At 76.0% G+C, this 13430-nt stretch carries 9 protein-coding genes; 1 reads left to right on the plus strand and 8 read right to left on the minus strand.

Features of this window, described 5'->3' with window-relative positions; genetic code table 11:
- Positions 1–2: 2 nt before the first annotated feature.
- The 4 genes from OHB41_RS00075 to OHB41_RS00090 all read right to left on the minus strand — a co-directional run bounded on the left by OHB41_RS00075 (position 3) and on the right by OHB41_RS00090 (position 4524).
- The gene (locus OHB41_RS00075) at positions 3–815 is read right to left on the minus strand and encodes an acyl carrier protein (RefSeq protein WP_266695908.1); all 813 of its coding nucleotides are present in this window, start codon (positions 813–815) and stop codon (positions 3–5) included.
- Positions 816–1467: 652 nt separating this feature from the next.
- A complete protein-coding gene (locus tag OHB41_RS00080; protein ID WP_266695909.1) occupies positions 1468–2292 on the minus strand; it encodes an AfsR/SARP family transcriptional regulator in 825 nt (274 codons plus the stop codon).
- A gap of 412 nt (positions 2293–2704) precedes the next feature.
- On the minus strand, positions 2705–4291 hold the full coding sequence (locus OHB41_RS00085) for an acyl-CoA carboxylase subunit beta (RefSeq protein WP_266705540.1): 1587 nt from the start codon (positions 4289–4291) through the stop codon (positions 2705–2707).
- Positions 4292–4326: 35 nt separating this feature from the next.
- Positions 4327–4524, minus strand: coding sequence for an acyl-CoA carboxylase subunit epsilon (locus OHB41_RS00090; protein WP_266695910.1), 198 nt, complete (start codon positions 4522–4524; stop codon positions 4327–4329).
- A gap of 655 nt (positions 4525–5179) precedes the next feature.
- Here OHB41_RS00090 and OHB41_RS00095 point away from each other — a divergent pair.
- Positions 5180–6001, plus strand: a complete 822-nt coding sequence (locus tag OHB41_RS00095) for an AfsR/SARP family transcriptional regulator (RefSeq protein ID WP_168525349.1) — start codon at positions 5180–5182, stop codon at positions 5999–6001.
- A gap of 891 nt (positions 6002–6892) precedes the next feature.
- On the opposite strand, the gene OHB41_RS00100 is transcribed toward OHB41_RS00095, so the two are convergent.
- The 4 genes from OHB41_RS00100 to OHB41_RS00115 form a co-directional block, all read right to left on the minus strand.
- Positions 6893–9160, minus strand: a complete 2268-nt coding sequence (locus OHB41_RS00100; RefSeq protein ID WP_266695911.1) for a condensation domain-containing protein — start codon at positions 9158–9160, stop codon at positions 6893–6895.
- 339 nt (positions 9161–9499) lie between these two features.
- Positions 9500–10603, minus strand: coding sequence for a 4'-phosphopantetheinyl transferase family protein (locus OHB41_RS00105; protein ID WP_266695912.1), 1104 nt, complete (start codon positions 10601–10603; stop codon positions 9500–9502).
- The gene (locus OHB41_RS00110) at positions 10600–12234 is read right to left on the minus strand and encodes a hypothetical protein (protein ID WP_266695913.1); all 1635 of its coding nucleotides are present in this window, start codon (positions 12232–12234) and stop codon (positions 10600–10602) included. The genes OHB41_RS00105 and OHB41_RS00110 overlap by 4 nt, the downstream gene beginning before the upstream one ends.
- 22 nt (positions 12235–12256) lie before the next feature.
- Positions 12257–13234, minus strand: a complete 978-nt coding sequence (locus OHB41_RS00115) for an SRPBCC family protein (RefSeq protein ID WP_266695914.1) — start codon at positions 13232–13234, stop codon at positions 12257–12259.
- Positions 13235–13430 lie beyond the last annotated feature (196 nt).

Genomic DNA, 13430 nt, shown 5'->3' on the forward strand with positions numbered 1-13430 from the left:
TGTCAGGCGGAACGGGCCGCCAGCAGGGCAGCCGCCTCGTCGATGCTGAGCACCTCGTCGCGCACCGCGTCCAGCAGGGCGTTCAGGTCGATCTCCACGGCCCGCGGCGGCTGCGCGGGGGCGGGGCCGGACGCGGGTGCGGGTGCGGAGCCGGACGCGGGTGCGGGGCCGGTGGTGCGGGTGTCCGTCACCTGCGCGGTGACGTGTGCGGCCATGGCCGCGAGGTCGGGGTGGTCGTAGAGCAGGTCGGTCTGCTCGCTGAGGCCGTAGGTGCGGTTGATGCCGGCCAGGAACTCCGCGGCCAGGATGGAGTCCAGTCCCAGCGCGGCGAACGGCGCGCTCACGTCGATGTCCTGCGCGGCGCAGTGCAGGATCCCGGCGAGCTGCGTGCGCAGGGTGTCGGTGACGGTGTCCGGCCCCGCGACGGGCCACGGGCCGGCACCGCGCACCGCAGCCGCAGCCTGAGACGGGGCCTGGACCGGGTCGGGCTGCCCGTCACCGTGCCGCGGGGCGGGGCCGGTGCGCGGCAGGGGCCCGGGCGCGGCGAGTTCGGCCGCGACGTGCCGGGCCAGTGCCTCCGGGGTGGGGTGGTCGTACAGCGCGGTGGCCGCAATCTGGGTGCCGTAACGGGCGTTGAGCGCCGCGACGAACTCGAGGGACAGCATCGAGTCCAGGCCCAGCAGCCGGAAGGACTCCTGCGTGTCGAGGGACTGCGGCTCGACCCGCATCATGCCCGCCAGTACCGCGGTGAGCTCGGCGAGCACGTCGGCCGCCGGCGTCGGCGAGGCCGTGTGCGGATGAGGGGCGGAGGTCATGGTGGGCGTCTCCAAGGGTCGGATCCCGGGTGGCCGTCCTGGCATTGTGGGCGCCGCCGCCACCGCGCCACATCCCCGGCCGTGGTGATCCCGCCGAAGGCGACTGGCTCCCGGGAACCAGCCGGCGCCCAAACCCTCCGCCCAAAGAATGAGCCGCCCGCCCACCTGCCTGCCCCTGCCCGCCCACGGCAGCCGCAACGGCGGCTGCCGGCCCGCGCGCCGGTCTCCCGGCGGGCATGGGCTGCGTGCGGCGCCCGCCGGGCCCGTCCGGCAGGCGACCCGCGGTCCGGGCAGGGGAGTCGCGCCACTGGTCCCGTGGCGCCGGGGGTGCCGTCCATCCGGCCCGCGGATACGGCGCGTTCAGCCGCTTCCCGCATCCGCGGGCAGCCCGCGCACCACCCGCACCACCCACCCCGTCCGTCCGCACCATCCGCTCCGTCCGTCCGCACCATCCGGCCCGTCCGCACCGCTCGGACGGTCGGTGCGGCCGGACGGTCGGGGCGGCCCGAGGTGCCCGAGGTGCCCGAGGTGCCCGAGGTGCCCGAGGTGCCCGGGCGGCCCGAGGTGCCGAACCGCCTTGCAGTCCGGCGCAGTTGCTGCCGGCCGCCCGCACGGCGGTGGCCCGTGCCGCCGCCGCGTGGGCGGTGCGGGTTCAGCGGGCCCGTGCGGGCGCGGGGGGTCCCGCGCCGTCGAACGGTGCGGGCGCCGCCGCCGTCTCCGGCGCCGCCGTCTGGATGGAGTGCTGCAGCCGCCGCAGCCGCGGCGAGGGCTCCAGGCCCAGGTCGTTGACGAGGGTGGCGCGCAGCTGGTGGTAGACGCTGAGCGACTCGCTGCGCCGGCCGGAGCGGTGCAGGGCCAGCATGAACTGCGCGTGCAGGTTCTCGTGGGTGCGGTAACGGCTGGTCAGCACGGTCAGTTCGGGCAGCAGTTCACGGTGGCGGCCCAGCCGCAGATCGGCCTCGATGCGCTGGTCCAGCGCGCACAGCCGGCTCTCCTCCAGCCGCCGGGTCTCCATCGCCAGCTGCGCCCCGGCCTGCACGTCGGCGAACGCGGCCCCCGTCCACAGCCGCAGCGCCCCGGCCAGGGTGCGGGCCGCCTCGGCGAAGGCCCCCTGGTCCATGGCCCGGTAGCCCTCCCCCGCGAGCCGCTCGAACTCGCGCACGTCGCTGCTGCCGCCGCCGGAGACGAGCAGATAGCCGCCCGGCAGGGTCATCAGGACGTCCTTGGCGCCGCTGCGGCCGTGCTCGAGCGCCTGCGCGATGAGCTCGCGCAGCTGCAGCACGTACGTCTGCAGGGTGGTACGGGCGCTGCGCGGCGGGGAGTTGCCCCACAGTTCCTCGATGAGGGCCGCGACGGGCACCACCTGGTCGGCACGGAGCGCGAGCAGCGCCAGGACCTGCCGCGGTTTCGGCGCCGTCGGGGTGATGGACACCCCGTTCTCCCGCACTGCCAGTGCGCCCAGTACGTCGATGTCCACGCCGTCTCCCCTGCTCGGTGTCCCGTGCCGCACCCCCGATTACAAAACAGCGCATCCGGTCTGTCAATACCCGACCGGTCGTGCTGTTTTAATGGGGGTGGGGGAGGCTGTCCGTCCGCGGCCCGTGCGCCGCCGGGGAGGGGCGGCTGCCAGGCGTCCTGCGCAACTCCGGTCCGGTTCCGGCCTGTTCCGGCCCGCTCCGGTGGGGCGGGGAGCGGCGGGGCGGGACCGGTCGGCGTCCCGCAAAGCAGACCGTGGGGTCTGCTCCTGGTGCGGAATGCCGGGCGGAAAGCGGAGCGGCGGGGAGTGCGGGGGGCGGGAAGTGCAGGGGCGCGGGGGCGGGTGCGGTGCGGGCGGGTGCCGTGGCGGTGCGGGGCGGTGCGGGCGGGTGCGCCGTGGCCGGTCCGCGGGGTTACTGCGGGGGGTTGCCGTGTTTGCGGGAGGGCAGGTCGGCGTGTTTGGCGTGCAGCATCGCCAGCGCGCGGATGAGGACCTCGCGGGTCTCGGCGGGGTCGATGACGTCGTCGACCAGGCCGCGCTCCGCCGCGTAGTAGGGGTGCATGAGTTCCGCCTTGTACTCCTTGACCATGCGGGCGCGCATGGCCTCGGGGTCGGCGGCGTCGGCGATCTGGCGGCGGAAGATGACGTTGGCGGCGCCCTCGGCGCCCATCACGGCGATCTCGTTGGTGGGCCACGCGTACGTGAGGTCCGCGCCGATGGACTGGGAGTCCATCACGATGTAGGCACCGCCGTACGCCTTGCGCAGGATCAGCGAGATCCTCGGCACCGTCGCGTTGCAGTACGCGTACAGGAGTTTCGCGCCGTGCCGGATGATCCCGCCGTGCTCCTGGTCCACGCCGGGCAGGAAGCCGGGCACGTCCAGCAGGGTGAGGATGGGGATGTTGAAGGCGTCGCACAGCTGCACGAACCGGGCGGCTTTTTCGGAGGCTTCGATGTCCAGGACGCCGGCGAGGGTCTGCGGCTGGTTGGCGACGATGCCCACCACCTGGCCGTCCAGGCGGGCCAGCGCGCAGATGATGTTGCGGGCCCAGCGTTCGTGGACCTCGAGGTAGTCGCCGTCGTCGACGAGTTCCTCGATGACCTTCGTCATGTCGTAGGGCCGGTTGCCGTCCGCGGGCACCAGGTCGAGGAGGATCTCGCCGCGCCGGCCGGCCGGGTCGTGGGCGGTGGTGTGCGGGGGGTTCTCGCGGTTGTTCTGCGGGAGCATCGACAGGAGGTAGCGGACCTCGGCGAGGCAGGTCTCCTCGTCGTCGTAGGCGAAGTGGGCCACGCCGCTGGTCTCGGCGTGCACGTCGGCGCCGCCGAGCCCGTTCTGGCTGATCTCCTCGCCGGTGACGGCCTTGACCACGTCCGGGCCGGTGATGAACATCTGCGAGGTCTCACGGACCATGAACACGAAGTCGGTCAGGGCCGGCGAGTAGGCCGCGCCGCCCGCGCACGGGCCGAGCATCACCGAGATCTGCGGGATGACGCCGGAGGCCTTGGTGTTGCGCTGGAAGATGCCGCCGTAGCCGGCCAGCGCGGAGACGCCCTCCTGGATCCGGGCGCCCGCGCCGTCGTTGAGGGAGACCAGCGGCGCCCCGGCCGCGATGGCCATGTCCATGATCTTGTGGATCTTCGTGGCGTGCGCCTCGCCGAGCGCGCCGCCGAAGATACGGAAGTCGTGGGCGTAGACGAAGACCGTACGGCCCTCCACCGTGCCCCAGCCGGTGATCACACCGTCCGTGTACGGCTTCTTGGCCTCCAGGCCGAAGCCGGTCGCCCGGTGCCGGCGCAGCTGCTCGACCTCCTGGAAACTGTTCTCGTCCAGCAGCAGGGCGATGCGTTCCCGGGCGGTCAGCTTGCCCTTGGCGTGCTGGGCGGCGGTCGCCTTCTCGCTGGGGCCCAGCCGGGCCGCCTCACGGATCGCGTGCAGTTCCGCCACGCGTCCGCGGATGTCGGTCGGCCCCGGCTCGACGGGGGCGGGGGCAGTGGTCATTGCCATGTCAGATCCCTTTCTGGGCGAGGTCCGTATCACTGCCAGCCGCGCGGGCCGCGGTAGGCCCGGGGCCTCCTCCACCAGCGGGAGCCGTTGACCGGCCTGCCCCGGCGGGCGGGTGCGCCGCCCGCGCTGAGCGCGAGCAGCACCACGGTGAGTGCGGCCAGTTCCTCTTCGCCGGCCCGCCCGCGTTCCACGCGCAGGACGGGCTCGTACTGGTTCGGGGTGCCCATACCTCCTCCCTCCTCCTCCTTCTTCTTCAGCCTTGGGGGACACCATCGGTCACCGCGCTCAAGAACCGCTCTCACTGCGCTTGAAGAGCGCTCCACGCCGCCGCCCGCGACCACAGGACGGCCCGGCACACCCGCGCCGCGGGGCCGCGGCGGCCGGACACGGCCCGCACGCAGCAGCACAGGCCGGGACGGGACGGCCGGGGCGGGGCGGGGCGGGGCGGGGGGAAACGCTTCGGCCAGTTGCCGTGGGTGCGGGGCGGGCGGGAGGTGTCCGGCGGGGCGGGCCGGGAGCGCGGGGGCGGGGCGTGCGCTCCGGTGCGCGGCGGGTGCGGGGCGGGGCGCGGACGTGATGTCTTGACGGCGCCCGCGGCGGTGATTACGGATGCCGCCGGCAGCGGCGCGGGCGCGTGGAAATGGCCGACGGTAACCGTCTGGAGTGCGGCGACGGCGGAATCAGGAGTTCGATTCGAGCCGCGCTGCAAGCGTCCTCCAGCGCCCCGGACAGCGGGCGTGACACCGGACTTGGAAGTCCGCTCGAGAACGGCTCCAGGAAATCGCTGGGGAGGGACGGCCGCGGCTAGCGTGAGCGGCGGCGCGGATTTCTGGCCACAAAAAGGAACGGGACAAGGAGCTCGACGACATACGGAGGAGACCGGTGAGGATTCAGGTTCTGGGTCCGTTGAGTGCCGAGGTCAACGGGGGATCCATCGTTCCGAGCGCGGGCAAGCCGCGGCAGATCCTGTCGCTGCTGGCGTTGTATCCCGGACGGGTGATGCCCGTCCCGACCCTCATGGAGGAGATCTGGGCGACGCAGCCCCCGCAGAGCGCACTGACGACCCTGCAGACCTACATCCTGCAGCTGCGCCGGCGGCTGGGCACCGCGATGGGGCCCGGCGCGCCGGGCGGCGCCAAGGAGGTACTGGCCACCCGGCACGGCGGCTACCTGCTGCAGATCCCGCCCGACAGCGTCGACGTGCACCAGTACGACCGGCTGACACGGGAGGGACAGACCGCGTTCGAGAGCGGCGACGACGAGGTCTCCGCCGCCCGCTTCCGCGAGGCCCTGGGACTGTGGGAGGGACCCGCCCTGGTCGACGTACGCCTGGGGCCGGTCCTGGAGATCGAGGTGGTCCGGCTGGAGGAGAGCCGGCTGGTCACCGTGGAGCGGCGCATCGACGCCGACCTGCGGCTGGGCCGGCACGCCGAACTCATCGCCGAACTCATCGAACTGACCGCCCGTCACCCCCAGCACGAGGGGCTGCACTCGCAGGCCATGGTGGCGCTCTACCGCTCCGGCCGGCAGGCCTCCGCCCTGGAGGTCTACCGCAGACTGCGGGTCCGGCTGATCGAGGACCTGGGCGTGGAACCCTCCCCCCAGCTGCAACGGCTGCACCAGGCCGTCCTCACCGTCGACCCCCAGCTGGACGTACTGGCCGGACCGCGCCACAGCTCCACCTACGACCTGTTCACGGCCTGAGCCCGAGCCCGAGCCGAACCCGCGAGCAGGAGGGGCGAAAGCGGGAACGGGAGCGTGGACGGAGGCGGAGGCGGGGGACGGGCGACACGGCCGCCGCCGGGCAGCCTGCGGCCCCCGACCGGCCGGTGACAGCACGACAGGAAACCGGCCCGGGCCCGCCACCCCCGCCCCTGACCCCGGCCCCGGCCCCGGCCCCGGCGCTGGTTCGGCACCGGGTCTGGGCGGGGCGCGGGGGGCCGCCTGCATTTCCGCCCGCCACGGGCCGGGGGCCGCGCGGGGCGCGGGGCGCGGGGGCCGCGTGACTTCCCCGCCCGGTCCCGGCTCGGCCCGATGCCGGGCGGTGCCGGGACCGGGCGGTGCCGGCACCGGGCCGTTTTGGGCGCGTGCGGATGCCCCGCGGAACCGGCGCGCTCTCCCCGGCCCTTCAACTCCTCGACGGGAACGGGGTACGGGCGCATCCGTGCCGTGCGGGTCCGCCCACGGTCCCCGAACCTGCCGCAACGGCGGCGGGCAACGACGGCAGGGACGGTCCGCCCCGGCGGTGTCCCGGCAGCGCCGCGCAGCGGTGGCCGCCGGGACACCGCCGTCCGCGCCCCGCCCGGCCCGCCCGGCCCGCCCGGGGCGGCCGGGCGCGAACACACCGCCGCAGCCCCCTCCTTCACGGCCCCCTCCTTCGCGGCCCCCTCCTTCGCGGCCCCCTCCTTCGCGGGCCCCCTGCTTCGTGGACCCCGCTGCTTCGCGCGGGCGGCGGGGCCGCTGGTGCGCCCGCCCGGGCAACGCCCTGCCCCCGCCCCGGCAGCGCCCTGCGCTCACCGGACTTGCGCGCGACGCCGGCCCGGGGCCGGGTTCAAAAGGGCGGAGTTCAGGGGGGCAGGGTTCAGGGGGCGGGGTTCAGGGGGCGGGGTTCAGGGGGCGGGGTTCAGGGGGCGGGGTGAGGACGGCGCGGACGCCGCGGGCGAGGGCGGACGCGCTGGCGGCGGCATCGCCGATGCCGGTCATGACCACGGCCGGAGCGGGGCCGGCGGCATACGGCATGTGCTGGGCGAGTTCGTAGGCCGCCCGCCCGCCGGGCCCGCACCCGCACAGCACCAGCCGCCGGCCCGGCCCCCGGGCCTGGTGCAGTACGGCCTGCGGGGCGCCGGGGGCACCGTCGGCGTGCACGGCCACGATCTTCTCCGGGCCCCGGTGGCCGCGGACGAACAGGTCGTAACCGCCCCTGGGCACACCGGGGACGACGACCAGGCAGATCACGTCCGCGTGGGGGTGTCCGGGCCGCAGCACGCTCAGCGCGGGACGCGGCGGGGGCGGGGCGGGGCGGGCCATGCGCGGGACCGCGGCCCGGGCCAGCACGTCCAGCAGCTGCCCGGCGGTGGCCGCGGCATCCCGGTGTCCGGGCAGCGCGCCCAGCAGACGCACGCACTGGGCGTGCAGGGCGGCGGCGTCCTCGTCGGCCAGGCGCGCCCGGTCATAGACGGCAGTGAGGGCCAGACCGCCCCCGGTGTCGTGGCGGGCGGTGAGGGTCAGGGGCCGGCCGGTGGCGCCGGCCGCGGTGCGCGGGCTCTGCACGTCGATGCCCTGGGCGGCGAGTTCACCGCGCAGCGCCTGCGGCAGCAGGAGCGGGCCCTCGAACCGCACCAGGGTGTCGGCGCAGGGGTCGGTGAACGTGTCGGCGAACAGACCCGACCCCGCCCCCGACCCCGACACCGACGCAGACACGGACCCGGACACGGCTGGGGGCGGGGAGGGTGGTCTGCCGCTCCACGCGCGGATCGACTCGGCGCCGGCCCACGGATAGGCGGCCAGGTCCAGGAGTGTGTCGCGGACCTGGTGCAGCAGGTTGGTGAGGGGTTCGTCGGGGTCGACGGTCACGGTCATCGGCAGCGGCCCGTCCAGCGGGCCGGGGATGCCCGCGGCGCCCGGCAGGGCGATGTCCCGGCCGGACAGCTGCACCCCGAAACTCACCGGCAGCGGACCTTGCGCGTCCGCCGCCCGGTACAGCAGCAGCGCCCACACCAGGTGCAGGGCGCTGCTCTCCGCCACGCCGCGCAGGGCCGCCCAGGAACGCAGCCGGAAGGTCTGGGCCGCCCGCAGCCGGGTGTGCAGGAGTCCGGGCCCGTGCTGCCCGGTTTCCCCGCCCGCCCGGCCCGGACGGGTCGCGGCGTGCCGCGGCGGCGCGGCCCGCGCCCACAACTGCCGTGCGGCGTCGGTGTTCTGGCCGGCCAGCCAGCGGGCGTGATCACGCAGGTCGGGGCGGCGTTCCCCGCCGGGCAGCACACCGCCCGCGGCGTAGGCGCGGTAGAACTCCCGCAGCAGCAGGTGCACGCCCCGCTCGTCCAGCAGCGCCGGGTGGTAGGTCAGCAGCACCCGCGGGGGCGGGGCCGGCACCGCGGCCGAGGACGCCCCCCGCAGCAGGGCCAGGCGCAGCAGGCCGGGCCGGTGCAGTGCAAAACCCCGCGCCCGGTCGCGCCGCAGAAGCCGCGCCCAGGTGACGGCGGTACGGGAGTGGACGGCGATGTCGGCATCGGCGCGGGCGTGCAGCACCAGACGCGGTGAGGCGACCCAGTCGAAACAGGCCCGCAGCACCGACTCCCGGTCCACGACCGACTGCCACGCCGCGGCGAACCGGGCCACGTCCAGCGGCCCGGACCAGTCCCAGTACAACTGCTCCAGCTGACCGTCCCCGCCACCCGCGCCGCCCGTACCGTCCCCGCCGCCGGTGCTGTCCCAACCGTCCGTACCGCCGGTGCTGTCCGTGCCGTTGGCGGGGCCGGTGTGATCAATGTGGTCGGTGTGGTCGGTGGCGCCGGCGGGGGCGAGGGCCGCGATCAGCAGGGTCTGCTGGTGTCCGGTGACCGGGAGGACCTCACCGCCCGGCGGGGGCGGGGCCAGCACGTCGGCCAGCAGTTCCGCGGGCAGCGGGACGGGGCCCGGCGCGCCGGCGGGCGGGGTCAGGCGCAGGGTGTGACGGCCGGGCCGGTGACTGTCCAGCGCGACGTCGAAGGCACGGTGGCGCTGCGCGAGGCGGGCGGCGACGCTCTCCGCGTCGGCCGGGCCCAGCGGGCCGCACAGTTCCAGCACGAGCGGGCCCCCCGGCGGGGGCGTACCCGGCTCGTGGACCACGGCAAGAACGGCGCCCCGCGGCGCGTACCGGCTGCTCATCCGCCCTCCCGCGAACCAGGGACCACACCCGCGGCACACCAGCGGACCGGCCCCCCGCTCCCCCTACCGCACCCACCGCACCGGCCAGACCGGCCGGACCGGCCCCGCGCAGCCAACACACCCGGCACACCCGGCAGTACCGGCTGGGCGGGCAGTAACGGCTGGGCGGGCCGAAGGGATCGTGGGGACAGGCGGGATCGTGGTGCCCGGCCGGTATCCGGCCGGGCGGCGGCGAAAGCTGCCGCCCGGCCTGCCGCCGGCGGCACGGGGCCGCGCGGGGGCGGGCGGGGCGGTGTGCGGTGGGGTGGCTGCACGGTGGTTCACGACGCCCGCCTCTCGTCATGTCGGCTGTGCGCCGGAGCTGCCCGGCAGCGGCCAGCCTAGCGTCGCCGCAGGTGGGAGGCCTGTTTCCTCGAGCGGGTGTGGAGCGGGCCGCGAAGGGGTCTCGACCGGGAACAGCGGATGGTGGGCGGCACTGACCAGATAGCGGCCGTGGACGAGGTGGGTGGCGAGAATCCACCGCGGCGCGCCGGCCGGTTCGTCGGCCAGGACCGTACGGCCCTGCTCGTCGCGGCTGAAGCCGAACGCGGCGAAACGGCGCCGCATGCCGTGCCCGAGTGCCTTGGTGTAGGCCTCCTTGAGCGTCCACAGGTGCAGCAGCCGCGCCGTGCGGTCGTCCTCGGGCAGCGCGGCGAGTTCGGCGGCCTCGGCGGGGGTGCACACGTAGGGGTGCAGCAGCTCGAAGGACGGCCGGCGGGTGACGGGCTCGGCGTCCACCCCGATCGGCCCGGTGCGGCTGACGGCGACCACGATCAGCTCGTCGGTGTGGGCCAGGCTCACCTCGGTGCCGGCCAGGCCGCGCAGATGGGGGCGGCCGCCGGGCCGGTAGGCCAGGTCGAGGGCGTCCGCGGGCAGTTGCAGGGCGGCGGCCGCGGTGTGTTTGAGGACCATCCGCGAGGCGGCGAAACGCAGCCGGCCGGCCGGCGCGGCCGTCTGCCGGTAGCGCGGCCAGTCACGGCCGAGCAGGCCCCGCAGTCCCGGATCCAGCAGCGCGGCCGCCAGCCACTGCCCCCAGGTGGTGTGCACCAGGACGTGACCGCGGCCGGTGAGCTGGTCATGGACCTCCTCCCAGGGACCCTCGGGACCCGCCACGTGCAGCGGCGGCCCGAGCAGCCCCCCGCTGCTCCCCCGCCCCTGCCCGCCCCCCGGACCCACCCGGCCCACCCGGCCCACCAGATCCGCCGGTTCCGCCAGTTCCGCCGGTTCCGGCAGACCCGGGCCGCCCGTACCCGGCCCGCCCGTGCCCGGCCCGTCCGGGGCGGGGACGTCCGGGGCGGGGACGTCCGGGGCGGGGACGTCCGGGTGGGAGGGGTGCGGGCGGGACGACGGGCGGGGGCGGGCGGGGCCGGTGCTGCCCGGGGCGGCCGGGCCGTGTCCGTTCACCACAGCAGCCGGGTCGCGTAGATGTCGCAGTCCACGCCGTGCCGGACCCGGTCGGCGAGTTCCGCCCAGACCTGTTCGCGCGGGTCGGCGGCCGGGCCGGGCAGCGGCACCCCGAGCCGTTCGGTGATGCCCGACAGTGCCAGCAGCGCCCAGTGCGGGCCGCCCAGGAACAGACCGCGCCCGTCGTCGGCCGCCTCCTGGACCCCGAGCACGGCCGCGGCCAGCCACAGCAGCGCCTGACGGTCCGCCAGCGCCCGTACGGCCGGACCGTCAGGACCGTCCTGGCCCGCCGCGCGGCACGGACGGCGCAGCGCGCGCTGCTCGCTCAGCAGCCGCCGGGCCGCACCGGCCAGCGCGGCACGGTCCGGATCACCGCCGCCCGCACGGGCGGCAGCACGCAGCAGCCCCGACAGCACCACACCGTCCCCGCCCTGCCCGCCCCCGCCCTGTTTGTCCCCGCCCCGCCCGTCCCTGTCCTGCCCGTCCCTGTCCCGCTCCTGCCGGTCCTGCCGGTTCGCGGCGGTGACGGCGGGGTCGGAGCCGGGGTGGGGGTCGGAGGCGGAGCCGGGGTGGGGGTCGGCGAGCCGGAACAGGGCCGGGAGGGCGGTGGGGTGCGGGGGGCGGGGGCTTTCGGCCAGCGCCGGCAGAGCCCGTACCAGGTGGGTCTGCCAGGACCCGGCGGCTGCCGCGTCCACGCCGGCCGCCGGGAGGTCACCGGCCAGTTTCGCCAGCATGCGGCCCTCAGGACCGGCGGGCCCGTGGCCGCACTCGGTCAGCACCAGTTCGAGCTGGGCCAGTACGTCCGCCACTACCGTCGGCACCACGTAGCCGGCCACCGCGGGCAGCAGCGCACCGGACGCGGGACGCATCGGGCGGCGCAGCGCCACGCTGGTCAGGCTCTCGCAGGCCAGCAGGTCGGCGAAGACGGTGGCGAGCACCGGCCGCCACTGCCGCAGGGCCGGCTCGCTGTGGCAGCGGCCGGCCACGATCCGCGCGGCCTGGCGCAGCACGGTACCGGTGGCGGCCAGCAGCGCGGCCGGCCCCAGCAGGGCGGCGGGCACCGGGCACGCCCGCACGGCCGATGCGCAGGCCTGTCCCAGGGCAACGTCCCGGCGCAGGACCGGCCGCAGGGCACGGACCAGCTGGTCGGCGGCCCGTATCCGGCCAAGGCCCGCCGCCGCCAGGAGCCCGGCCCGGTCCTCCCCCGCACCACCCGCACCACCCGCACCACCCGCACCACCCGCACCACCCGCACTGCCGGCGGTGCTGCCGGTGGTGCTGCCGGTGGTGCTGCCGGTGGTGCGGGTGGTGCTGCTGCCGGTGGTGGTGCTGCCGGTGGTGGTGCTGCCGGTGATACGGGTGGTGGTGAGGGCGGGCAGGCCGTAGGGGTTGGCGGCATCCCGGGGGTCGCCGAGCAGGGCGTCCAGGCGCAGTGCGGCGAGTGCCACCTCCAGGGGCGGGGGCAGTGCGGCATAGCGGTGCGCGACGCCCCGGCGGGGCCCGGGTATCACCGCACCACTGCCACTGCCACTGCCACTGCCACTGCCGCTGCCTTGGCCTTGGCCGTGGCCGGGCCGGGCGGGCGGGAGGCCGGCGGGGACGGTGCGGGGGGCGGGACGGGTGACGGCCATGGGCGGCCTCCTGTTCATCTGTTCATCGCAGACGGCGGACGGTGCTCTCCGCATGCCACTTGGCCAGGCCCAGTGCCTGTCTGTCGGCCCGGGACAGCCAGCCGTGCACGTACCGGCGGGCCTCCAGGAGGCTGGTGTTCTCGCCGAGTTCCCGGGCGACGGCGTCCTGCCGGAGCATCGCCCGGTGGGCGGCGACGACCGTCACCCCGGAGGCGTCCGGCAGCAGGGACCACTCGCCGCTGTGGGCGGCGAGCAGGCGGGGCGTGAGGGTCTCCTTGTAGACGATGCGACCGGCGTGCGGGAAACACAGCCGTACCGCCCGGGTGGTGACGGTCCCTGCGTCCTCGGCGGCGCAGGTGTCCACCTGCACCACCTGGACGCCCGGCGCGTCCTCGCGCACGCGGGTCCCCTCGACGTGCGGCAGCCGTTCCTGCCAGTCCCCGATCCGGTAGAGGAAGTCGTAGACCAGCTCGGCGGGGCCCTCGACACGGATCCGGTCCTCGAAGGACAGCAGCAGCTCGTCGAGTTCCTCCCACCGTTCGGCCGCCCCGCGGACCTCGCCGAGCCGGCGCCGTACGCCGGCGGCCGCGTCACCGCGCAGGCGGCTGTCGCCCGCGGCGAGCAGCACGGGCAGCACCCGTTCCTGACGCAGGCTCAGCACGCACCGGGTCTCACCCGCCGGGCGCACCGTCCACACCCCCGAGGTCACCATGCCCGGGCGGGCCTGGTCCTCCTCCTCGAAGACGACACTGCGGTCCTGCGGCCGCAGGACCCGCCGGGTGTGCCGGGAGCGGACGTGGCCGCCCGGGGCACCCGCCTCGTCGGCCACCTCCCACACCAGCAGCCGTTCCCGCACGCCGTCGAAGTCCAGCCGCTCGACGTGCACATGAGAGGGCAGGAACACCGGCCAGCGCACGGCATCGGCCAGCAGGCCGTAGACCACACCGGCCGGAGCGGCCACCTCCACGGCGTCCTCGCCGGCGTGCACGCGCGACGACATGCCTGCCCCTCCTCCTGCGGATACCCCCACCCTGCCCCACCCCACTCGAGCCCGCCTCGCGCCCGCACCGACCCCCCGCACCCCGCCACCCCGGCCGGCACCCCGAACCCCGAACCCCGAACCCCGAACAACCACCGACCCCGCCAACCCCGCCGGCCCCGCCAACCCCGCCGGCCCGAACAACCCGGCCGACCCG

This window comes from Streptomyces sp. NBC_01571 (genome assembly GCF_026339875.1).
GTDB lineage: Bacteria > Actinomycetota > Actinomycetes > Streptomycetales > Streptomycetaceae > Streptomyces.